At 67.8% G+C, this 20,153-nt stretch carries 26 protein-coding genes; 13 read left to right on the forward strand and 13 right to left on the reverse strand.

The genetic code is table 11. The features are described from left to right. Nucleotides 1-16 precede the first annotated feature (16 nt). The 4 genes from AC1U2B_RS18340 (at nt 17) to AC1U2B_RS18355 (ending at nt 5,146) form a co-directional block, all read left to right on the forward strand. Nucleotides 17-1,063, forward strand: a complete 1,047-nt coding sequence (locus AC1U2B_RS18340) for an isochorismate synthase (RefSeq protein ID WP_480217909.1) — start codon at nt 17-19, stop codon at nt 1,061-1,063. After that, nucleotides 1,060-1,551, forward strand: a complete 492-nt coding sequence (locus tag AC1U2B_RS18345) for a GNAT family N-acetyltransferase (protein WP_260939949.1) — start codon at nt 1,060-1,062, stop codon at nt 1,549-1,551. Before AC1U2B_RS18340 ends, AC1U2B_RS18345 begins: the two co-directional genes overlap by 4 nt. 71 nt (nt 1,552-1,622) lie before the next feature. Further along, the gene (locus tag AC1U2B_RS18350; protein ID WP_480217893.1) at nt 1,623-3,749 is read left to right on the forward strand and encodes an adenylate/guanylate cyclase domain-containing protein; all 2,127 of its coding nucleotides are present in this window, start codon (nt 1,623-1,625) and stop codon (nt 3,747-3,749) included. Then, entirely contained in the window at nt 3,749-5,146 is a 1,398-nt protein-coding gene (locus tag AC1U2B_RS18355) for a mechanosensitive ion channel family protein (RefSeq protein ID WP_480217910.1), read from the forward strand. The genes AC1U2B_RS18350 and AC1U2B_RS18355 overlap by 1 nt, the downstream gene beginning before the upstream one ends. A 5-nt stretch (nt 5,147-5,151) precedes the next feature. Here the strand turns inward: AC1U2B_RS18355 and AC1U2B_RS18360 are convergent, their stop codons facing one another. Continuing rightward, a complete protein-coding gene (locus tag AC1U2B_RS18360; RefSeq protein WP_043985253.1) occupies nt 5,152-5,541 on the reverse strand; it encodes a hypothetical protein in 390 nt (129 codons plus the stop codon). Then, nucleotides 5,538-5,981 carry a type II 3-dehydroquinate dehydratase gene (aroQ, locus tag AC1U2B_RS18365; protein ID WP_043392452.1) on the reverse strand — a complete coding sequence of 148 codons (444 nt, stop codon included), beginning with the start codon at nt 5,979-5,981 and terminating at the stop codon, nt 5,538-5,540. Before aroQ ends, AC1U2B_RS18360 begins: the two co-directional genes overlap by 4 nt. Before the next feature lie 78 nt (nt 5,982-6,059). Between aroQ and AC1U2B_RS18370 the strand changes: the two genes are divergently transcribed. From AC1U2B_RS18370 to whiB1, 3 genes are all read left to right on the forward strand, one after another. Further along, on the forward strand, nt 6,060-6,416 hold the full coding sequence (locus AC1U2B_RS18370) for a YchJ family protein (RefSeq protein ID WP_480217894.1): 357 nt from the start codon (nt 6,060-6,062) through the stop codon (nt 6,414-6,416). An 81-nt stretch (nt 6,417-6,497) separates the two neighbouring features. Then, a complete protein-coding gene (locus AC1U2B_RS18375; protein WP_260939966.1) occupies nt 6,498-7,457 on the forward strand; it encodes a diacylglycerol/lipid kinase family protein in 960 nt (319 codons plus the stop codon). A 250-nt stretch (nt 7,458-7,707) separates the two neighbouring features. Continuing rightward, nucleotides 7,708-7,962, forward strand: a complete 255-nt coding sequence (gene whiB1, locus AC1U2B_RS18380; protein ID WP_043392449.1) for a transcriptional regulator WhiB1 — start codon at nt 7,708-7,710, stop codon at nt 7,960-7,962. Between the two features lie 264 nt (nt 7,963-8,226). Here whiB1 and AC1U2B_RS18385 read toward each other — a convergent pair whose 3' ends face one another. Then, nucleotides 8,227-9,720, reverse strand: a complete 1,494-nt coding sequence (locus AC1U2B_RS18385) for a two-component system sensor histidine kinase PdtaS (RefSeq protein ID WP_043392447.1) — start codon at nt 9,718-9,720, stop codon at nt 8,227-8,229. A gap of 25 nt (nt 9,721-9,745) precedes the next feature. Beyond that, entirely contained in the window at nt 9,746-9,961 is a 216-nt protein-coding gene (locus tag AC1U2B_RS18390; RefSeq protein WP_043392924.1) for a biotin/lipoyl-binding carrier protein, read from the reverse strand. A 137-nt stretch (nt 9,962-10,098) separates the two neighbouring features. On the opposite strand from AC1U2B_RS18390, the gene AC1U2B_RS18395 reads away from it, so the two are divergent. Then, nucleotides 10,099-10,173: a 50S ribosomal protein bL37 gene (locus AC1U2B_RS18395; protein ID WP_085976028.1), complete on the forward strand. Its 75-nt coding sequence runs from the start codon at nt 10,099-10,101 to the stop codon at nt 10,171-10,173. A gap of 79 nt (nt 10,174-10,252) precedes the next feature. Here AC1U2B_RS18395 and rsrA read toward each other — a convergent pair whose 3' ends face one another. Together rsrA and AC1U2B_RS18405 are read right to left on the reverse strand one after the other, a co-directional pair. Then, complete coding sequence (gene rsrA, locus AC1U2B_RS18400; protein ID WP_043392444.1) at nt 10,253-10,564, reverse strand: mycothiol system anti-sigma-R factor; 312 nt, start codon at nt 10,562-10,564, stop codon at nt 10,253-10,255. After that, nucleotides 10,564-11,220, reverse strand: a complete 657-nt coding sequence (locus AC1U2B_RS18405; RefSeq protein WP_260940106.1) for a sigma-70 family RNA polymerase sigma factor — start codon at nt 11,218-11,220, stop codon at nt 10,564-10,566. Before AC1U2B_RS18405 ends, rsrA begins: the two co-directional genes overlap by 1 nt. Nucleotides 11,221-11,430: 210 nt before the next feature. Here AC1U2B_RS18405 and AC1U2B_RS18410 point away from each other — a divergent pair, with 210 nt between their 5' ends. Together AC1U2B_RS18410 and AC1U2B_RS18415 are read left to right on the forward strand one after the other, a co-directional pair. Then, nucleotides 11,431-11,922 carry an aminoacyl-tRNA deacylase gene (locus AC1U2B_RS18410; RefSeq protein WP_480217895.1) on the forward strand — a complete coding sequence of 164 codons (492 nt, stop codon included), beginning with the start codon at nt 11,431-11,433 and terminating at the stop codon, nt 11,920-11,922. A gap of 23 nt (nt 11,923-11,945) precedes the next feature. Next, nucleotides 11,946-12,794, forward strand: a complete 849-nt coding sequence (locus AC1U2B_RS18415) for an SDR family oxidoreductase (protein ID WP_418005398.1) — start codon at nt 11,946-11,948, stop codon at nt 12,792-12,794. A gap of 24 nt (nt 12,795-12,818) precedes the next feature. Here the strand turns inward: AC1U2B_RS18415 and AC1U2B_RS18420 are convergent, their stop codons facing one another. From AC1U2B_RS18420 to AC1U2B_RS18430, 3 genes are read right to left on the reverse strand one after another with little or no spacing between them, the layout of a single operon-like run. Beyond that, nucleotides 12,819-13,064: a hypothetical protein gene (locus AC1U2B_RS18420; protein ID WP_480217896.1), complete on the reverse strand. Its 246-nt coding sequence runs from the start codon at nt 13,062-13,064 to the stop codon at nt 12,819-12,821. Continuing rightward, nucleotides 13,064-13,948: an oxygenase MpaB family protein gene (locus AC1U2B_RS18425; protein WP_480217897.1), complete on the reverse strand. Its 885-nt coding sequence runs from the start codon at nt 13,946-13,948 to the stop codon at nt 13,064-13,066. Before AC1U2B_RS18425 ends, AC1U2B_RS18420 begins: the two co-directional genes overlap by 1 nt. Continuing rightward, complete coding sequence (locus AC1U2B_RS18430) at nt 13,945-14,178, reverse strand: hypothetical protein (protein ID WP_480217898.1); 234 nt, start codon at nt 14,176-14,178, stop codon at nt 13,945-13,947. The genes AC1U2B_RS18425 and AC1U2B_RS18430 overlap by 4 nt, the downstream gene beginning before the upstream one ends. Before the next feature lie 66 nt (nt 14,179-14,244). On the opposite strand from AC1U2B_RS18430, the gene AC1U2B_RS18435 reads away from it, so the two are divergent. Continuing rightward, nucleotides 14,245-15,003, forward strand: a complete 759-nt coding sequence (locus tag AC1U2B_RS18435) for a class I SAM-dependent methyltransferase (RefSeq protein ID WP_480217899.1) — start codon at nt 14,245-14,247, stop codon at nt 15,001-15,003. A gap of 15 nt (nt 15,004-15,018) precedes the next feature. Here the strand turns inward: AC1U2B_RS18435 and AC1U2B_RS18440 are convergent, their stop codons facing one another. Both AC1U2B_RS18440 and AC1U2B_RS18445 read right to left on the reverse strand, forming a co-directional pair. Then, nucleotides 15,019-16,488 (reverse strand): DUF7059 domain-containing protein, encoded by a 1,470-nt coding sequence (locus AC1U2B_RS18440; RefSeq protein ID WP_480217900.1) that lies wholly within the window; start codon nt 16,486-16,488, stop codon nt 15,019-15,021. Beyond that, nucleotides 16,485-17,285, reverse strand: coding sequence for an SOS response-associated peptidase (locus AC1U2B_RS18445; protein WP_480217901.1), 801 nt, complete (start codon nt 17,283-17,285; stop codon nt 16,485-16,487). Before AC1U2B_RS18445 ends, AC1U2B_RS18440 begins: the two co-directional genes overlap by 4 nt. An 18-nt stretch (nt 17,286-17,303) precedes the next feature. Here AC1U2B_RS18445 and aroA point away from each other — a divergent pair, with 18 nt between their 5' ends. Beyond that, nucleotides 17,304-18,578, forward strand: a complete 1,275-nt coding sequence (aroA, locus tag AC1U2B_RS18450; protein ID WP_480217902.1) for a 3-phosphoshikimate 1-carboxyvinyltransferase — start codon at nt 17,304-17,306, stop codon at nt 18,576-18,578. Between the two features lies 1 nt (nt 18,579). Beyond that, nucleotides 18,580-19,560, forward strand: a complete 981-nt coding sequence (gene rsgA / locus AC1U2B_RS18455; protein WP_480217903.1) for a ribosome small subunit-dependent GTPase A — start codon at nt 18,580-18,582, stop codon at nt 19,558-19,560. A gap of 1 nt (nt 19,561) precedes the next feature. Here rsgA and AC1U2B_RS18460 read toward each other — a convergent pair whose 3' ends face one another. Together AC1U2B_RS18460 and AC1U2B_RS18465 are read right to left on the reverse strand one after the other, a co-directional pair. Further along, a complete protein-coding gene (locus AC1U2B_RS18460) occupies nt 19,562-19,972 on the reverse strand; it encodes a hypothetical protein (RefSeq protein ID WP_480217904.1) in 411 nt (136 codons plus the stop codon). A gap of 73 nt (nt 19,973-20,045) precedes the next feature. Then, nucleotides 20,046-20,153: IS3 family transposase (locus tag AC1U2B_RS18465; protein ID WP_480217911.1), on the reverse strand; the 108-nt coding region annotated here is incomplete at its 5' end.

Below are 20,153 nucleotides of genomic sequence, written 5' to 3' on the forward strand. Positions count from 1 at the left end.
GGGTCCCGACGGGGTCATGCTGGCCGAGGGGCCCGCCGAGGCGTTCTCGGATCTGGACGACGCGCGGCAGGCGCTGGCCGCCGACGACGTGCCGATTCTGGTGGGCGCCTTGCCCTTTGACCTGGATTCCCCGGCAGCGTTGATGGCGCCGGCCGCCGTCACCTATGCCGATGCCCTGCCCTTCACCGCCGACCGGCTGCCGGCAGTCCGGATCGCGGCCAGCCTGCCGTCGCCCGATGAGCACCGGGCCCGGGTGGCCGCCGCGGTGCAGGCCCTGCGCGACCCGTCGACAGGCCTGCACAAGGTGGTGCTGGCCCGGGCGCTGCAATTGGTCGCCGAGGACGCGCTGGATCCGTATGCGGTGCTGGCCCGTCTCGCCGAAGATCACAGCGCCACAGTATTTTTCACCGATCTCAGCGCGGCCGGTCCGCCGTACTCCGGCACCGCGCTGCTCGGCGCGAGCCCGGAACTGTTGGTGGCCCGCCGCGGCGACGTGGTGACGTGCAAGCCGTTCGCCGGGTCGGCGCCGCGGTCCCCCGACCCCGAGACGGACGCCGCCAACGGCGCCGCGCTCGCGGCGTCCGCCAAGAACCGGCATGAGCACCAGCTGGTGGTCGACATCATGCGCGAGGCGCTCGAACCGCTGTGCAGTGAACTCGACATCGCCGCCGAGCCACAGGTCAGCGCCACCACGGCCGTCTGGCATCTGAGCACACCCATCGTGGGACGCCTGCGCGAACCCTCCACCACCGCACTGGATTTGGCCATCGCGCTGCACCCGACACCGGCGGTCGGCGGGGTCCCCACCGCGGCGGCGGCCCGGCTGATCACCGAGTTGGAGGGCGACCGCGGGTTCTACGCCGGCGCGGTCGGCTGGTGCGACAGTGCCGGCGACGGCCGGTGGGTGGTGTCGATCCGGTGCGGCCAACTGGCCGCGGACCGGCTGTCCATCGATGCCCGCGCCGGCGGCGGTATCGTCGCCGAGTCCGACCCCGATGACGAAGTCACCGAGACCACAACAAAATTCAGGACGATGCTGACCGCGTTGGGAGTACCGCTATGACAACGATCATCCGCCCAGTCCAACCGGGCGACGAAGTCGAGATCACCGCGATGATCCACGAACTGGCCGCCTTCGAGAAGGCCGCCGACCAGTGCACGGTGACCGAAGCCCAGATTCGGACCGCGTTGTTCGGCGGCGCCGAGTCGGGGCAAGCCGCCGTTTCGGGGCATTTCGTCGAGGTCGACGGCCGGCCGGCGGCATTCGCCCTGTGGTTCCTGAACTTCTCCACCTGGGACGGCGTCTCCGGCATCTATCTCGAAGACCTGTTCGTGCGCCCCGACTTCCGGCGCCGCGGCCTGGCCCGCAAGCTGCTGTCGACGCTGGCGGCCGAATGCGTCGAGCGCGGGTACACGCGGCTGCAGTGGGCGGTGCTGAACTGGAATGTCAACGCCATCGCGCTGTACGACGAGGTCGGCGGCAAACCGCAGTCCGAGTGGACGACCTACCGGGTGTCCGGCCCGGAGCTGACCGCATTGGCCCAGGGCTGACCTTTCAAACACCAGGGTCACACCCGCCACAACGGTGTTAATCTGCGCCCGGGTCAACCGGAGGGACGGCAATGCGATTCCAGCGTCGGCAACTGCTGTCCAAGGTGAGCATCCAGTCCAAGCTCGTGGTGATGCTGGTGCTGTGCACCATCGTGGCAGCGACCGTCGTCGGCGTCATCGGGTTCTGGGCCGGCCGCGCCTCGCTGCGGGACTCGGTCTTGAACCGGCTCACCGAACTTCGGCAGTCCCAGTCCCGCGAGCTCAAGGATCAGCTGACTGATCTGAGGAACTCGATGATCATCTACGCGCGCGGCGCCCACACCCAGGCCGCGCTGGCGGACTTCACCGCGGGCTTCGACGCACTGGCCGACAAGCCCATCAACCCGGCCCAGTCCCAGGCGATCACCGACTACTACACCAACACGTTTCTCAACCAGGTGCAGCAGTCCAGCGGCGCCAAGCTGAACGTCGATCAACTGCTCCCGCGGGAGAACCCCCAGCGGTATCTGCAGGCGAACTACACCGCCGTCCGGAAGAACGACGACACGGCGATCAAAGTCGACGACGCCCGCGACGGCAGCACCTGGTCGGCGGCCAATGCCCGGTATCAGGACTTCTTCCGGGAGATCGTCAACCGCTTCGAATTTCAGGACGCCATCCTGCTCGACAACCGCGGCAACATGGTCTACACCGCATACAAGGACGTCGACCTGGGCACCAACATCCTGACCGGACCGTACAGCGGCTCCAAACTCCGTGGCGCATACGAGAAAGCGATGTCCGCCAACGCCGTCGACTACGTCGGCATCACCGATTTCGAGGTGTACCAGCCGGCGGAGAACGAACCCACCGCCTGGATGGTCACGCCGATCGTGACCGCGGGGCGCGCGATGGGCGTGCTGGCCCTGCAGTTCCCCGTCTCGAAGATCAACCGCCTGATGACATTCGACAAGCGCTGGAACGAATCTGGCCTGGGCAATACCGGCGAGGTCTTCCTGGTCGGACCCGACGATCTGATGCGTTCGGACTCCCGGATGTTCCTGCAGGATCCGCAGGCCTACAAGCGCGACGTCGTCGCGGCGGGCACGCCGGCCGACGTCGCCGCTCGGGCAATCCAATTGGGCGGCACCACCCTGGTACAGCCCGTGCCGCCGGACACCAACCGGCAGGCCCTGCGGGGCGAATCGGGAACCCGACTGGCCACCGACTATCTGGGCCACGAGGTGCTACTGGCCTACGCGCCCATCGTGATTCCCGACGCCGAACTGCACTGGACCATCATCGGCAAGATCGACACCTCGGAGGCCTTCCAGCGGGAGACCGCATTCACCAGGACCATGGTGTTGACGACCGTCGGGATCATCTTCGCCGTCTGCATCGCGGCGATGTTCCTGGCCCAGCTTTTCGTCCGGCCGCTCCGGCGGCTCGAAGCGGGCGCACAGCGGATCAGCGCGGGCGACTACGACGTCACCGTCCCCGTCGAGACGCGAGACGAAATCGGCGAGCTGACAGAGGCTTTCAACGAGATGAGCCGAAGCCTGACCGTCAAGGAAGAGCTCCTCGTCGAGCAGCGCAAGGAGAACGCGAAGCTCTTGGCGCTGCTGATGCCCGAACCGGTCGCCGAGCGCTACCAGCAGGGCGAGGAGATCGTCGCCGAGGAGCACCAGAACGTCACGGTGATCTTCACCGAGATCATGGGGCTGGACCGGCTGCAGGCGCAGCTGACGTCACAGGGCTCGCTCGCGGTCGTCAACGAGATCGAGCGCCAATTCGACGCGGCCGCAGACAGTCTCGGCATCGAGCGCGGCCGCCCGATCCGCAACGGCTACCTGGGCAGCTGCGGTCTCAACGTACCGAGACTGGACAACGTCCGGCGGACCGTCGACTTCGCCCTGGAATGCGAACGGATCATCGATCGGTTCAACAGTGAATCGGGCAACCACCTGAGCCTGCGGGCCGGCATCGACACGGGCACCGTCAGTAGTGGCCTGGGCGGTCAGCACTCGGTGGTCTACGACATGTGGGGCGCGGCGGTCAACGTCGCGTACCAGGTCAAGAGCGGTTCACCACAACCGGGAATCGACGTCACCGACCGGGTGTATCAGGCGCTGCAGGCCACCATGACCTTCACGTCCGTCGGCACGATATCGGTTGACGGACAGGACGAGCCGATCTGGCGACTGGTGGAACCGCGGTGATCGCCGACGTCTTCACCTCGGCCTGGTTCTACTGGGCCGTGGGCATCGCAATCGGATTGCCGATCGGGCTGGTCGCGCTCACCGAATGGCAGCACGCGCTGCGCCGCAAGCAGAGCTTCCTGCTCCGGCCGGTGACCGTATTGCGCAACTACCTGCTGCCGATCGGCGCATTGCTGCTCCTGCTGACCGAGGCCCGACAGGTCCCGGCGGGATCCACCTCGGTGCGCACCGTCGCAACGCTTTTCGCGTTCGTCGTGCTGGTCCTGCTGCTGTCCGGGGTCAACGCCGCACTGTTCCAGGGCGCCCCTGCCGGAACGTGGCGCAAGCGGGTGCCGACGATCTTCGTCGACGTCGCCCGGTTCGTGCTCATCGCGGTCGGGCTCGCGGTGATCTTCTCGTACATCTGGGGCGCGAACGTCCGTGGCCTGTTCACGGCGCTGGGGATCACCTCGATCGTCATCGGCCTGACGCTGCAGAACTCGGTGGGCCAGATCATCTCGGGCCTGCTGATGTTGTTCGAGCAGCCGTTTCAGATCGGCGACTGGCTGGATACCACCGCCGCACGGGGGCGGGTGGTCGAAGTCAACTGGCGCGCAGTACATCTGGAGACCGGCTCCGGTCTGCGGATCACGCCGAACTCGGTGCTGGCCGGGGCGTCGTTCACCAATCTGAGCCGGCCCGCCAGCGCGCATTCGATCACCGTGACCACGATCTTCTCGCTCGACGACCCACCGAACCAGGTGTGCGCGATGCTGACCCGGCTGGCCGGCGACCTACCGATGCGGCGCCGGGAAGGCACCGCGTCGGCAACGCCCGCGGGAGGACTCGAGTATCAGACCACCATTCCGCTGCACTCCCCCGCCGACGACGGCGAGGCGAAAACACTGTTCCTGCAATGGGTCTGGTACGCCTCCCGGCGGATGGGCCTGCACCTGGACGAAGCCGAAGACGAGTTCTCGACGCCCGAACGGCTCGCGGAGGCCGTCAGCCGGGTCATCGCGCCGACGTTGCAGCTGAGCGCCGAGCAGCAGACCGACCTGGCCCCGGCCGCAACGTTGGAGCGCTACGCAATCGGCGAGACGATCCAGCGCGCCGGCGAGGTGCCGGAGGGCATGAGATTCATCGTGTCCGGTCGCATCCAGCTGACCACCGGCACCGCGGACGAGCCGGGCGCGGTGATCGGAATCCTCGACGAGGGCGGCTATCTCGGTCAGAGCACGCTGACGCGCCAGCCGGTCATCGGCAGCGCGCAGGCGCTCGACGAAGTGACCCTGGTGCACGTCGAACGAGACTGCATCGAGACGGTGGTGCAGCGAAATCCGGTGCTGCTACAGGAATTCGGTCGTGTCATCGAAGACCGCCGGGCCCACGCCCAGCGCGCGCTGAGCGCCGACTGAAACCTTCAGTCCTGCTTCGAGATCCAGTGCACGGTCGACGGGCTGAACAACAACCCGAGCGTGACGATCGCCACCAGCCCGACGACGATGGCGTACTGCAACTGGCCGGACTGGAAGACGTACCACGCAACTCCCAGCAGCAGCAGATTGGCGAACACGCCGATGCCGCGGCCCCAGCGTCGACCGGTGATCAGCGCCCAGCCGCCGGCAAGCACACCACCGCAGATGCACACCAGCCACAGCGCGTTGCCGTATCCGCTGACGATGTGCTGATCAGCGCCGGCCAGCCCGCGCACCACGTACACCGCTGCCCCGATCAAACCGAGCACACCTTCGGCGGCCACCAGGAACCCGGCCCGGCGGACTGCCGGCGGATGGATGGTCGGATCACTCACCGCGACAACCGATCTGCCAGGTACCGCACCGCCAGTTCGTAGCCGATGGGCCCCGCGCCGGCGATCACGGTCTCGGCCACCGCCGACACGTAGGAGTGGTGCCGGAATGCCTCGCGCTTGTGGATGTTGCTCAAATGCACTTCGGCAACCGGCAATTCGGCCGCGGTGAGTGCGTCCGCGATGGCCACCGACGTGTGGCTGTAGGCCGCCGGGTTGATCACGATGCCGACGCAGTCGGTGCGCGCCGCCTGAATCGCATCGACCAGTTCACCTTCGTGGTTACTCTGCACCGCACGCACGGAGAAGCCGAGCTGTGCCGCCAGGTCGGTGACGGCCTGCTCGATCTGCGCCAGGGTGGTCGAGCCGTAGATTTCCGGCTGGCGAGTCCCCAACAGATTCAGGTTGGGCCCGTTGACGAGGAGCAGGCGGCGATCGGTCACCCGACCACGGTACCGGCTGCGAACAGGCAGAATTGTCCGGTGCCGACCAACAGTCAACCGTGTCGCTGCGATACCGGGATGGAGTTCGCCGCCTGCTGCGGCCCCCTGCACCGCGGCGAGCGGCCCGCCGCCACCGCCGTCGCGCTGATGCGTTCGCGGTTCACCGCGTTCGCCCTCGGCGACGTCGATTACCTGCTGGCGACGTGGCATCCGAGCACCCGCCCGGCAGACCTCGATCTCGACGACGAGGTGCTCTGGCGCCGGCTGCAGATCGTCGACACCGAAGCCGGCGGCGAACACGAGCCGACCGGCGTGGTGCAGTTCCGCGCCCAGTACGTGCGCGACGGCGGCCGGCACATCCTGCACGAGCGCAGCCGCTTCACCCGCGACCGCGACGGCCGATGGCTGTACGTCGACGGCGATTTCGTGGACTAGCGCCACCGGCGCCCCGCCCACCGTCCCGGCCGCCGGGCGATCGAGTTGCCGACGGTCGTGGCGCAGATAGGCTCGGGACCCGTGCGTGCCGTGCTGATCGTGAATCCGAACGCGACCTCGACAACCCCGGCAGGCCGGGATCTACTGGCCCATGCGCTGGAAAGCCGCGTCGACCTGACCGTCGCCCATACCGACCACCGTGGCCACGCCATCGAGATCGGGCACCAGGCCGCCGCGGACGGCACCGATGTGGTGATCGTGCACGGCGGCGACGGCACGGTGAACGAGGTGGTCAACGGCATCTTGGGGCATGCCAACGGCGTGCCGGGGGCGTCCAGCACCGCCGTCGGCGTGGTGCCCGGCGGCTCGGCGAACGTCTTCGCCAGGGCCCTCGGCATCAGCCCGGACCCGTTGCAGGCGACCAATCAGCTCGTCGACCAGCTGAGCGAATACCGCCGGGGCGTGCCCTGGAGGCGGATCGGGTTGATGGACTGCGGCGACCGCTGGTCGGTGTTCACCGCCGGCTTGGGGCTCGACGGTGAGGTGGTGGCTGCCGTCGAAGCGCAACGGGCCAAGGGCCGCAAGGTGACCGCGTCGCGGTACATCCGGGTGGCCATCCGCGAGGCTGTCGGCAGCGCCCGGAAACCCCCGCGGTTGACGTTGCACCTACCGGACCACGAGCCGATTTCGGGCGTGCACTTCGCTTTCGTCTCGAACGCCAGTCCGTGGACCTACGCCAACAGCCGTCCGGTCTGGACCAACCCCACGACGACGTTCGAGACCGGACTGGGCGTCTTCGCAACCACCAGCATGGGCATCGGGGCCAACCTTCGATTGCTGCGACGGATGCTGTCGCGCACACCACAGATCGAGGGGCCGCATCTGATCCGCGACGACGATCTGCCCTGGCTGCGGGTGACAAGTGACACACCTGTCGCGTGCCAGATCGATGGGGATTTCGTTGGCCTGCGCGAAAGTGTGACGTTCACCGCGGTCCCGGAGGCGCTCAACGTGGTCGCGCCCCCAGCAAAAACTCAGTGACCAGCGATCTTGATTACAGTTTGCCAAATTTAGGGCGCAGGTGGCCCAAGTGTAGTACAACTGGTTTAGGGGCCTGCCAACCCGGGTCCGCAGTGACATTGCCCACGAGTTAACGCGTCGCTATTGACATCTGTCCAGCCTGTGAAAACATCAGATGCAACAGTGCAGAAACATTTCGTGTGCACCAGTTAACAGCCGAAGTGAAAAAACCTTGCGCGCTTTGCTGCGCGCCCAGTGAGGAGTGTTGACCATGGATTGGCGCCACAAGGCGGTCTGTCGCGACGAGGATCCGGAACTGTTCTTCCCGGTGGGAAACAGCGGCCCGGCCATCGCCCAGATTGCTGACGCGAAGCTCGTGTGCAACCGCTGCCCGGTGACCACCGAGTGCCTGAGCTGGGCGTTGGAGTCCGGCCAGGACGCCGGCGTCTGGGGCGGTATGAGCGAAGACGAGCGTCGCGCGCTGAAGCGCCGCAACGCGCGCACCAAGGCTCGCACCGGCGTCTAGCCACCACGGCATTCAAAAATGACCCCGGCGATTCGCCGGGGTCATTTTTTGTGCCGAGCAGCCAAGCCGAGTGGCCGGCTACCGCACGGAAATCACGCGGGGTCGTGCCACAAGTGGCCACTGAGCGGCGAAATATGTTGTGCGGCTCGGCCGCTCAGGCCTAGTACGCGGCTCGGCCGCTCAGGCCTAGTACGCGGCTCGGCCGCTCAGGCCTAGTACGCGGCTCGGCCGCTCAGGCCTAGTACGCGGCTCGGCCGCTCAGGCCTAGTACGCGGCTCGGCCGCGGCGGCCGATCGGCACACGCAGCACCACATCGGTACCGCCGCCCGGCGCGGCTTCCATCGCCAGCGTGCCGTCCAGCACCGACGACACCTGCGTCTGCACGATCTGCAGCCCCAGCCGGTCCGAGTTCTCGAGAGTGAACCCATCGGGCAGTCCGTGTCCGTCGTCGTGCACCACGACGTCGAGCCAGCGCGCAGACCGGTCGGACTTGATGGTCACGCTGCCCTGCGCGGTGGTCGGATCGAAAGCGTGCTCGATCGCGTTCTGCACCAGCTCGGTGATGACCATGATCAGCGCATGCGCCCGGTCGGCGTCCAGCACGCCCAGATCGCCCTCCCGGCGCACCCGGATCGGTGCGCCCAGCGACGCCAGGTCGTTCATCATCGGCAGGATGCGGTCGATCACCTCATCGAGGTTGACTTCCTCGTCCACCGACAGCGACAGCGCGTCGTGCACCAGCGCGATCGACGACACCCGGCGCACCGAATCCAGCAGCGCCTCTCGCGCCTCGGCATTGTTCATCCGGCGGGACTGCAGCCGCAGCAGCGCCGCCACCGTCTGCAGGTTGTTCTTCACCCGGTGGTGAATCTCGCGGATCGTGGCGTCCTTGGACAGCAGCGCACGGTCCCGGCGCTTGATCTCGGTGACGTCGCGGACCAGAACCGCCGCCCCGACGGCCTGACCCCCCACGGACAGCGGGATGGTCCGCAGCAGCACCGCGGCACCGCCGGCGTCGATCTCCATGCGCATGCTGGAGCCGCCCGCCAGTAGGTCGCGGACGTGGTTCGCCAGCTCCTGCGCGTCGAAGGGATCGGAGATCAGCGGACGGGTGACGCTGATCAGGTTCTGGCCGTCGAGCTCGGTGACCAGCCCCATCCGGTGATACGCCGAGATGGCGTTGGGGCTGGCGAAGGCCACCACCCCGTCGACGTCGAGCCGGATCAAGCCGTCGCCGACGCGGGGGCTGGACCGCGACATCGGCACATCGCCGACGTTCGGGAACGTGCCCTCAGCCAGCATGCGGAGCAGGTCGCGGGCGCAGTCCAGATAGGCCCGCTCGAGCGGCGCCACCTTGCGACGGTCGGCAAGTGCGGTCTGGTGGGTGAGCACCGCAACCACATCGTTGCCGTAGCGGACCGGCACGGCCTCCAGGTTCAGCCGCGAATCACCTTGTGCCGCAGTGTTTTCCTTGCCACGACCGATGAGCCCGGTCTCGAAAGCCGCCGAGACGGCCGGCATGTCCGCGGCGGAATTGATGGTCCCGACCGCGTCGGTGAAGAGCACCGTCAGCGCGGTGTTGGGCCGGATCTGGGCGACGCACACCAGCGCGCCGTCATCGCGGCGGACCCACATGAGGTAATCGGCGAACGACAAGTCGGCGAGCAACTGCCATTCACCGACCACGGCATGCAGGTGGTCGACGGCATTGCCGGGTAGGACAGTGTGCTCGGCGAGCAGATCACCGAGGGTGGACATGGCGCGCTATCCGGTAGGGGGTCACCTAGCCGATGACGGCAATCAGATCGCCGGCCTGGATGACGTCGCCGACGGCCACGTTGACGGAAGTCACCGTGCCGCCAACCTCGGCCAGCACCGGAATCTCCATCTTCATCGACTCGAGGAGCACCACCGTGTCACCCTCACCGATCTGGTCGCCCTCGCGAACCACGACCTCGAGCACACTGGCCACGATTTCAGCGCGAACGTCCTCGGCCATCTTCACCCCACTCGTCTCCGTGTCTTTGCGCAGGCGGTGCCTGCGGCCTCTATTGCACCACAGCACCACGGTTTGCAATTGGGTGGCGTGGCCGTGCGACACTGTAGGGCGAGCAATCGAACCTTTGGAGGACCATCATGGCCAAGCGTGGCCGCAAGAAGCGTGACCGTAAGCACTCGAAGGCGAACCACGGCCGGCGTCCCAACGCCTGACCTGCTGCCTTCCTGACCGCCCGGCTCCGTAACGGAACCGGGCGGTTTTCGTCTGTCCGGAAGCGCCCAGGACGGGCGTTCAGCCGCGAACGATGGTGGTGCGGCTGATCTCGAGCTTGAGCCTGGCACGGAGGCCCTCAGGGGCCTTCTCGCCGCTGCACTTGGTGGCGATCAACGCCTTCACCCGCTCCTCCACGCCGTACTGACGCAGGCAGGTGGGGCATTCCTCCAAGTGGAACCGCAGCTTGTCGCGCGTCTCCGTGGTGCATTCCCCGTCGAGCAGGGTCCATACCTCGGCGATCACCGCGGCGCATTCGGGATGATCAGGGTCGATCGGACCGATCGGCGGCTCGAACGTGTGCCCGTCGGGACGGGTGAACTCCTCGCCCATCAGGACACCTCCTGGGTGTCGAGGCTCTCGCCACGGAGGAATCCTCGGTCCCGGGCGACGCCGCTCAACAGTTCACGCAGCTGCTTGCGACCACGGTGCAGGCGGGACATCACCGTCCCGATCGGGGTATCCATGATTTCGGCGATCTCCTTGTACGGGAAGCCCTCGACGTCGGCGTAGTACACCGCCATCCTGAACTCCTCCGGCAACGCTTGCAGCGCAGCCTTGATTTCAGTGTCCGGCAGCGCCTCGAGCGCCTCGACCTCGGCCGAACGCAGACCGGTCGACGAGTGCTCGGCGTTGGCCGCCAGCTGCCAGTCGGTGATCTCGTCGGTCGGGTATTCAGCCGGCTGCCGCTGCTTCTTGCGGTAGCTGTTGATGTACGTGTTGGTCATGATCCGGTACAGCCACGCTTTGAGGTTGGTGCCCTCGCGGAACGAATGGAAGGCCGAATAGGCCTTGACCATGGTTTCCTGCACCAAATCCTCGGCGTCCGCGGGATTGCGCGTCATGCGCAGCGCGCCGCCGTAGAGCTGATCCAGCAGCGGAATCGCGTCGCGCTCGAAGCGCGCCGTCAGTTCCGCATCGCTCTCGTGCGCCTGTCCCCCGGACTCATGCTCCGTCACTGCGGAACCCAGTCCGTCGATGTCGGTCATCGTGGTCGAGACCGTCCCTTCTGTCGCGGCGCCACGCAACAGGTCCGGCAACTCGACCGGACGTTCCAGACATGCCGTTGGCACCTGTGTCCCCTTCCGTCCGATCCTAGAGGCTGCGACCGACAAGTTCGCCAGCCATTAATTGACCATGCTGACGGGAGTAACAGCGCTGCACCGTGCACTTGTTCCCGGCCTCTAGGCTTGCCTGCCATGGCGAGCGCGGCAACCCCGGCGATCAAGGCCCTGCAGGCCGCCGGGATCAGCTACGAAATTCGGCAGTTCCGGCACGACCCGCGGGCCACGTCGTTCGGCGACGAGGCCGTCAACGAACTCGCGGCAGAAGGGTTCGTCGCGGCGCAGATTTTCAAGACGCTGGTGCTGGCGATCCCCGGCGGCCTGGCCGTCGCGGTGCTGCCGGTGCCCGACAAGCTATCGTTCAAGGCCGCGGCGGCGGCGCTCGGCGTGCCGAAGGCGGAGATGGCCGAGCAGGCAGCGGCACAACGCACCACGGGATACGTCGTGGGCGGCATTTCCCCACTGGGACAACGCAAGTCGCTGCCGACGGTCGTCGACGAGTCGGCGCTGGGCTGGGACCGGGTGCTGTGCAGTGCGGGCAAGCGCGGGCTGGACATCGTGCTGGCCCCGGCCGACCTGGTGACCGCCACGTCAGCGGTGACCGCCGAGATATGTACTCCGCGGTAACTCCGGCGGCATAGGGTGTGCGCATGACACTGTCCGGGAAGACCATGTTCATCTCCGGTGCCAGCCGTGGCATCGGTTTGGCCATCGCGAAGAAGTTCGCGGCCGACGGCGCCAATGTCGCGCTGCTCGCCAAGACCGCCGAGCCCCATCCCAAGCTCGACGGCACCGTCTACACGGCGGCCAAGGAGATCGAAGAGGCCGGCGGCCAGGCGCTGCCGATCGTCGGCGACGTCCGCGACCCCGACTCGGTCAGCGCCGCGGTGGCCCAGGCCGTCGAGCAGTTCGGCGCCATCGACATCTGCGTCAACAACGCCTCGGCCATCAACCTCGGCTCCATCGAGGAAGTGCCGATGAAGCGCTTCGACCTGATGAACGGCATCCAGATCCGCGGCACCTACGCCGTCTCGCAGGCCTGTATCCCCCACATGAAGGGCCGCGAGAACCCGCACATCCTGACCCTGTCGCCGCCGATCCGGATGGAATCCGAGTGGCTGAAGCCGACCGCCTACATGATGGCGAAGTACGGAATGACGTTGTGCGCGTTGGGCATCGCCGAGGAGATGCGCGAGGCCGGTATCGCCTCGAACACCCTGTGGCCGCGCACCCTGGTCGCCACCGCCGCGGTGCAGAACCTGCTCGGCGGTGACGAGGCGATGGCCAAGGCCCGCCGCCCCGAGGTGTACTCCGACGCCGCCTACGCGATCTTCAACAAGCCCGCCCGCGAATACACCGGGCAGAGCCTGCTGTGCGAGGACGTGCTGCTGGAATCCGGCGTCACCGACCTGTCGGTGTACAACTGCACCCCCAACGCCGACCTCGGCGTCGATCTCTGGGTCGATACCCCCAACCCGCCGGGATACACCGGCCCGTAGTCCGGTCGGCCGATCTGCCCGGCGCTAATCAGCCGCCGGGCAGATCTCCACACCCGTGACCATCGGTGGCCACGCCACCGTCACCTCCAGGAGTGCGGCCAGCGGCGCGACAGCGGGAAACGCCCGGTCCCATTGCTTCTGCACCTGTTCCACCGCATGCGGGTGCATAAACGTCCACGCCATCCCCACCAGCAGGTACGGCAGCGCCAGCCACAGCAGGAATTCGGCCATCGCCCCGACGCTGACCCGGCGGCTCAGCAACCGGCGCATCAGATCAACTCCCCATCGCGGCGAATCTGCCTGCGCACGTAGGCCAACAGCACGTAGCTGCCGGCCTGCCGGATGAACAGCGGCAGGAACCGGTTGACGAAAGCGACCAGCCGGAACAGCGTTTCGAACAGATACTGGCGGCCGCCGCCCCACGACATGCCCATCGCGTCCCGGAAGACCGGCGCCAGGAAACCTGCGGTCAGGAACGCCAGCAGGGGCCGAAACGGCAGGGCCAGAACGGGATTGATCATCCGCAACCGCACCAGTTCGGTGAGGTACCCACGGACGGTGTCATCGATGGCCACCTTGGCGCAGGCCGTGGTCCAGTAATCGTCGAACTCGGCGCGACTGGCGGGCCACTGGTCGGCGGTGACCTGCAGCGTGGTGCCCAGCGGCGCGGCGGACCGATAGAACTGCTCGGCAAGTTCGGGTGTCAGCTCGCCGCGCAGCAGTTGATAGACATCCTCCATGCCGACGAACAGGCATGCGGCGACCCACATCTGCAGATCGCGGTCGAAAGCGTTGTAGCGCACCGGGCTGTCCGGGCCGGACTGCACCTGGCGGTGCGCCGAGTCGACGGCCTTGCGCATGGCCGCCCGGTCCTCGTCAGTGCCGAGGATGGCCACCGCGAGGTACTGAAATGTGGTGCGGGCCCGCTTCCACGGATGCTTGAGCAGATTCCCCGAATCCACCTTGCTCTCCACCACGCCGTACCCGACGCCCGGCCACGACAACTGCATGATGACGTTGGCTGCGCTGGCCGCCGCGCCCCAGAAATCGGCGGCATCGGCGATGGTCACCGGATACTCGTCCCACCGTGCGGTGCGGCGCCGAATCTGGATGCGGCAGTCCGCGAGGGCCAATGCCGGGGTTTCGCCGGTCATGGCAGGCACATGTTCGTCAGCAGCAACATCGGCCAGAACACCACGGTTCGCACGAAGACCAGCACGCGGTCCACGCCATGCGCCGCCTCGAACGCGCCGGTGTGGGTAACCGCCCACAGCACGCCGAGCACCAGATACGGCGCCGCCAGCATGGCGGCGGTGCCCAGCCACTCGGCGATCGTCATCTCGAAACTGAAAATGCCGCGGGCGGGCTCGTCGTTGTCGGTCATGTTGATTTCACCGTAACCCGCATGGCAACAGCCGGAAAGCCGCTTCGGGAGGCCTACAGTGGCCGCATGTCGACCTGGTCAGTCGGACGGTACGAAGCCGTCGCCGAATTCATCGCGCCCATCGCCACCGAGGTCGTCGCCGCGGTGTCGGCCGGGCCCGGCACCGCGCTGGTCGACCTGGCCTGCGGGACCGGCAACGCGTCGCTGCACGCCGCCGCCCTTGGCGCCCAGGTCACCGGTGTCGACATCACCCCCGAGCTGCTGGCCATCGCCGCCGCCAACCCCGGCGGCGACGCGGTCCGCTGGGTGGCTGCCGACGCCTCCGCAACCGGTTTGCCCGACGCCGCTTTCGACACGGCGGTGTCGAACATGGGCATCATCTTCGTCGAGCCGGCCGCCATGGTCGCGGAGCTGGGCCGGCTGCTCAAACCCGATGGCGTGCTGGGATTTTCGACGTGGGTCAAGGCCGTGGACAATCCGTTCTTCACCCCGGTTATCGAAGTGCTCGGCCAGCCGGAACCAGGCCCGTACTCCCCCGACCAGTGGGGCCTCCCCGAGCTGGTACACCAGCGGCTGGATGCCGACTTCACCGACGTGATCATCGAAAACCGCGTGCTCATTTGGCAATTCGGTTCCGTCGCCGACGCGGTGCGGTTCGTCACCGATGAATCGCCCATGCACGTCACAACCTTGACCTACCTGGACGACGCCACCCGCGCCCGGCTCGTCGACGCATTCGCCGCGGCGTTCACGGCCCACGAATCATCCGACGGGACGGTCGCTTTCGACGCGCCGTACGCGGTGATCACGGCGCATCGCCGTTGAGGGCTGCCACTGAACTCAGTTGGCCTGGTAGAGGATTCCGCGGCCGATCGCTTCACGGATTTCCGGCATCGCCGCCTCGGCAAGAGCGTCGGCGTCAACACCGTGATGGGTGGCCAGCAGCCCGATGAGCGTGCCCAACGGCACCTCGCCCCGGCACCCGGCCAGCAGAGCTGTCAACACCTCGTCCACCCCGAGCACCGCACCCGGCCCGCCGGGACGACGGACCGCACAACCGATCTCCTGCCAGCCGTCCGGTCCGGGCAGCGAATGCTGCTCCAGCAGCACCGGCGCGGTGGAGAGGCGGGCAGCGAGCAGCTCGTCGTCCGAGGTGTCGCGCAGGTAAGCCCGGCGCGCGAAGAACGCTTCCACCTCGGTGCCCGTGATGGGTTCGTCGGTGATCTCCTCGAGGATCTGCTCGGGCTCCTCGCCGGGGCGCGGCACGCGCAGCGAGATCAGGCCCATGCCGATCCCGGTGATGCCTTCGGCGTCGAACCAGTCCAGCCAGGCCGCCCCGCGCTGCGCGATCTGTTCCGTGGATTCCCCGGCGTCGGCCAGCCACAACGACACATAGCTGACCGGGTCGGCCAGTTCCCGCTGCACCACCCAGGCGTGCAGCCCCGTGCCGGCCAGCCAGTCCTGCACCCGGGTCCGCCAGTCATCCTCCCGGACAATCCAATTGGCCATGATCTGGGCGGTGCCGCCAGGGGTCAGGTAACTGCCGACGTTCTCGATGATGGTGCGGCACAACCCATCTCCGGCGACGCCCGAATCGCGGTAGATGTAGTCCTTGGCGCCCGCGCCGACCACGAAGGGCGGGTTGGACACGATGAGGTCGAAGCGCTCCCCCGCCACGGGGTCGAAGAGGCTGCCGGGCCGCAGATCCCAGGACATCCCGTTGAGCCCGGCAGTGGCCTGCGCCAGCGCCAGCGCGCGCGGGTTCGTGTCGGTGGCCACGATGTCGGCGCAGTGACCGTTCAGGTGCAGCGCCTGGATACCGCAGCCGGTGCCCAGGTCGAGTGCCCGCTGCACCGGGGTCCGAATCACGGCCCGCGCCAACGACATCGACGCGCCCCCGATGCCGAGGACATGCTCGTGCTCCACGGGTCCCCCACGGAGGGCGGCGTCCTGGTCGGAGACGACGTAGAAGTCGCGTTCCCCGTCGGAGTGCGGACGAATGTCGAGGGCAGCCCGGACGGTGCCCGTCACCTCCAGCACGCCGGCCGCCGCCAGCTCGGCCAGGCTGGTCGAGGGGAACGCGGCCTGCACCTGCTCGGCCGGTTCGTCGGTGCCGAGCAGGAACAGCCGGATCAGCGTGGCCAGCCGGCCGCCGGCCGCGGTGGCACGCAGCGCCGGCCACCATGCACCCCGGCCGAGGGCCGCATTGGCGTCGTCACCGAGCAGGTCGGCCACCCCGTCGGTGGTGTACCCGGCAGAGCGCAGGTCAGCGCCGAGAGCTTCCACCAGCAAGGGATCCAGGGCAGTCAAAACAGCGTTCCTTCGGGTTCGGAGTCGGCGGGCTCGATGAGTTCGGGGCCATTGTTGCGAATACTGTTGACCAACTTGGACACCTCCCGGGTGACGATCCGGTCCAGGTCGCCGTGCCCGCGCAGCAGCCCTTCGTCGATGGGCGCGTCCGGATCGAGCCAGCGGTCCCAATCGCCGGCGCTGATGGTCAGCGGCATGCGGTCGTGGATGCCGGCCAGCGGCCCGACCGACTCCGTCGTGATGATGGTGCAGCTGACCAGTGGGGCCTCCTCCCGGGATGCCCCGGCCGGCCGCCACGTCGACCACAGTCCCGCCATGAACAACAGCTCGTCGTCGGCAGCGTGCATGTAGAACGGCGTCTTCGTGGCCTTCTTGCCGTCGGCCGCGGGGTTGGGACGCCATTCGTACCAGCCGTCCATCGGAATGAGGCATCGCTTCGATTTCGCCGAACCGCGGAACGCCGGTGACGTGGTCAGCGTCTCGGCGCGCGCGTTGATCAACAGCGGTCCCTTGGTGTCGGGCGAACCGTCGGCCGTGGTCTTGACCCACGGCGGGATCAGGCCCCAGCGCATCGACCGGACCCGGCGGGTGGGCTCGTCGTCGGGCTCGGAATGCCGCCGCACGACGCTGCTGATGGTCGTGGTGGGCGCCACGTTGTAATTGGCCGAAGGCAGGGTGCTGCCCTGCTCACCGCCGTCTTTCGCCGGGTCGGACACCTTGGCGGCGGTCTCATCCAACGCCTGGATTTTCGCCGCCAGCAGCGCCGGGTCGGTGGTGACTGCAAATCGCCCGCACATACCAGGCAGGATAGGGGCATGGAAACCTGGCCCGCACCGTCGGTGACCGGTCCGGTGCAGGCCACTGTCACCGTGCCGGGATCGAAGTCGCAGACCAACCGGGCGCTGATCCTGGCGGCCCTGGCCACCCCGCAGGGCACCTCGACCATCAGCGGCGCACTGCGCAGCCGCGACACCAACCTGATGATCGGGGCGCTGCAGGCGCTCGGCGTGACGATCACCGGAGACGGCACCGAACTGACCGTCGGCGGCGCCATCGCCCCCGCCGGGGACGTGCGCATCGACTGCGGGCTGGCCGGCACCGTGCTGCGGTTCGTCCCGCCGGTGGCGGCACAGGGCACGGGACACGTCGTCTTTGACGGTGACGAGCAGGCCAAGACCCGCCCCATCACCCCGCTACTGGACGCGATGCGCGGTCTCGGCGTCGACATCGACGGCGACGGCATGCCGTTCACCGTGTCCGGCACCGGATCGGTGGCCGGCGGCGAGGTGCGGATCGACGCATCGTCGTCGTCGCAGTTCGTGTCCGGACTCTTGTTGTCGGGAGCGACATTCCGTGACGGTCTCACGGTGATTCATACCGGCGCGACGGTGCCATCGCAGCCGCACATCGAAATGACCATCACGATGCTGCGCGACGCGGGTGTCGAGGTCGACGACAGCGAGCCGAACCGCTGGCATGTGTCGGCCGGCCCGATCGCGGCGCGGCACTGGGCCATCGAGCCCGACCTGTCGAACTCGGTGCCATTCCTGGCCGCCGCCGCGGTGACGGGTGGCACGGTGCGGCTGGCCCACTGGCCGACCCAGAGCGTGCAGCCGTCCGGCGACATCCTGGAGCTCCTCGGCAAGCTGAATACTGGTGTCCAGGTTGTCGATTCGCATCTGGAGGTCCGGGGTGCGCAGAGCTACCCGGGCTTCGAGGCCAACCTGAAGGCCGTCGGCGAGCTGGCGCCGTCGATGGCCGCACTGGCCGCGCTCGCCAGCCCGGGTTCGGTGTCGACGCTCTCGGGGATCGCGCATCTGCGCGGGCACGAGACCGACCGGCTGGCCGCGCTGACCAACGAGATCAACGGACTGGGCGGCCAGTGCCGCGAGACCGACGACGGTCTGGTGATCACGGCCGTGCCGCTGCACGAAGGCCTTTGGCGGTCCTACGCCGACCACCGCATGGCCACCGCCGGCGCGATCATCGGGCTGCGCGTGCCCGGTGTGCAGGTGGAGGACATCGGCACCACAGCCAAGACGCTGCCCGACTTCCCGGGTATGTGGGCAGACCTGCTGGCCGGGAAATAGCTTGCGGGAGTACGACGAATCAGATGTCCGGGTGCGCTCGGGCAAAGGTTCACGTCCCCGCACCAAGAACCGGCCGACGCACGCCGACGCCGAAGCGGCCATGGTCGTCACCGTTGACCGCGGCCGCTGGGGTTGTGCGCTCGACGGCAATCCCGACCACATCGTCACCGCGATGCGGGCCCGCGAACTGGGCCGTACGCCGATCGTCGTCGGCGACTCGGTGGGCATCGTCGGCGACCTGTCGGGCAAGCCCGACACCCTGGCCCGCATCGTCCGCCGCGACGAACGCCGAACCGTGTTGCGCCGCACCGCCGATGACACCGATCCGACCGAACGCGTGGTCGTCGCCAATGCCGACCAGTTGTTGATGGTGGTCGCGCTGGCCGACCCGCCGCCGCGTGCCGGGCTGGTGCAGCGCGCCCTGATCGCCGCCTACACCGGCGGGCTGCGGCCGATCCTGTGCCTGACGAAGAACGATCTGGCGCCGGCCGAGCCGTTCGCCGCCGAGTTCGCCGGCCTCGACCTGACGGTGCTGACCGCCGGGCGCGACGACCCCCTCGATGTGGTGGCACCGCTGCTCGAAGGTCAGGTGACGGTGCTGCTCGGACACTCCGGGGTGGGCAAGTCCACGTTGGTGAACCGCCTTGTGCCGCACGCAGATCGGGCCATCGGTGAGGTGTCTGGTGTCGGCAAGGGCAAGCACACCTCGACGCAGTCGGTGGCGCTGCCGCTGGCCGGGTCCGGCTGGGTCGTCGACACCCCGGGCATCCGGTCCTTCGGCCTCGCGCACATCAAGCCCGACGACGTGCTGCTGGCGTTCTCCGACCTCGCCGAGGCCATCGAGGACTGCCCCCGCGGCTGCGGGCACATGGGCCCGCCCGCCGATCCGGAATGCGCACTGGACGCGCTCACCGGCCCGGCCGTCGACCGCGTCGTCGCCGCCCGGAGCCTGCTCGCGGTACTCAACGAACCGACGTACTAGCTCAGCGGACCACCAGCATGGTGGCCCGGTAATCCGGCAGCGGAATGGTCCCCGGAATCTCGGGATACGGGTCCAGTGAACGCAATTCGACGGTGTACCCGCCGACCGTCTCGGTCAGGTGAGTCTGGCCCGGCGCCGGGTTCGTGTTGAACTCCAGCGTGGTCGGCGGCTGACCGTCGGGCGTGGCGATCATCGCGATGCGGGCTGCGCCCGTCCATACACACGACACCCGCTTGGGGCAGCGCGAATCATCAAGCACCCGATCGAATTTCAGCCGCAGCCCGGCGCCGTCGAGCAGCGCTTCCTGCCCACCGCCGAGGACGAACTCATGGCCGAGTTGCACGGATGCCGTGTCGGGCCGCGCCTGTCCTGGCGAGCAGCCGACGGCGATCACCGCACCGAGCGCCACCACGAGGAAACGCGAAAACCCCCAAAACCGGGTGGTTTGAAGTGGTCCCCGAAAGTTGGACTCTGACTTTGGGAGCTTAGGACTTAAGGGCCTGGGCCCGGTATTGGACCGGGCTCAGGCCCTTGAGTTTTGTCGAGATGCGTTCGGTGTTGTACCAGCGGATGTAGCCCTCGAGCGCGGTGGT

It is taken from the genome of Mycolicibacterium sp. P4_G11, from assembly GCF_056555145.1.

What these genes read in the sequence shown, in the direction of transcription:
- AC1U2B_RS18340 (WP_480217909.1), top strand. Translation starts at nt 17, where the DNA reads ATGCTGGCCGAGGGGCCCGCCGAGGCGTTCTCGGATCTGGACGACGCG.
- aroA (WP_480217902.1), top strand. Translation starts at nt 17,304, where the DNA reads ATGGAAACCTGGCCCGCACCGTCGGTGACCGGTCCGGTGCAGGCCACT.
- whiB1 (WP_043392449.1), top strand. Translation starts at nt 7,708, where the DNA reads ATGGATTGGCGCCACAAGGCGGTCTGTCGCGACGAGGATCCGGAACTG.
- AC1U2B_RS18430 (WP_480217898.1), bottom strand. Translation starts at nt 14,178, where the DNA reads ATGACCGACAACGACGAGCCCGCCCGCGGCATTTTCAGTTTCGAGATG.
- rsrA (WP_043392444.1), bottom strand. Translation starts at nt 10,564, where the DNA reads ATGGGCGAGGAGTTCACCCGTCCCGACGGGCACACGTTCGAGCCGCCG.
- AC1U2B_RS18415 (WP_418005398.1), top strand. Translation starts at nt 11,946, where the DNA reads ATGACACTGTCCGGGAAGACCATGTTCATCTCCGGTGCCAGCCGTGGC.
- AC1U2B_RS18385 (WP_043392447.1), bottom strand. Translation starts at nt 9,720, where the DNA reads ATGTCCACCCTCGGTGATCTGCTCGCCGAGCACACTGTCCTACCCGGC.
- AC1U2B_RS18410 (WP_480217895.1), top strand. Translation starts at nt 11,431, where the DNA reads ATGGCGAGCGCGGCAACCCCGGCGATCAAGGCCCTGCAGGCCGCCGGG.
- AC1U2B_RS18435 (WP_480217899.1), top strand. Translation starts at nt 14,245, where the DNA reads ATGTCGACCTGGTCAGTCGGACGGTACGAAGCCGTCGCCGAATTCATC.
- AC1U2B_RS18445 (WP_480217901.1), bottom strand. Translation starts at nt 17,285, where the DNA reads ATGTGCGGGCGATTTGCAGTCACCACCGACCCGGCGCTGCTGGCGGCG.
- AC1U2B_RS18405 (WP_260940106.1), bottom strand. Translation starts at nt 11,220, where the DNA reads ATGACCGACATCGACGGACTGGGTTCCGCAGTGACGGAGCATGAGTCC.
- AC1U2B_RS18345 (WP_260939949.1), top strand. Translation starts at nt 1,060, where the DNA reads ATGACAACGATCATCCGCCCAGTCCAACCGGGCGACGAAGTCGAGATC.
- AC1U2B_RS18425 (WP_480217897.1), bottom strand. Translation starts at nt 13,948, where the DNA reads ATGACCGGCGAAACCCCGGCATTGGCCCTCGCGGACTGCCGCATCCAG.
- AC1U2B_RS18420 (WP_480217896.1), bottom strand. Translation starts at nt 13,064, where the DNA reads ATGCGCCGGTTGCTGAGCCGCCGGGTCAGCGTCGGGGCGATGGCCGAA.
- AC1U2B_RS18370 (WP_480217894.1), top strand. Translation starts at nt 6,060, where the DNA reads ATGGAGTTCGCCGCCTGCTGCGGCCCCCTGCACCGCGGCGAGCGGCCC.
- AC1U2B_RS18350 (WP_480217893.1), top strand. Translation starts at nt 1,623, where the DNA reads ATGCGATTCCAGCGTCGGCAACTGCTGTCCAAGGTGAGCATCCAGTCC.
- AC1U2B_RS18390 (WP_043392924.1), bottom strand. Translation starts at nt 9,961, where the DNA reads ATGGCCGAGGACGTTCGCGCTGAAATCGTGGCCAGTGTGCTCGAGGTC.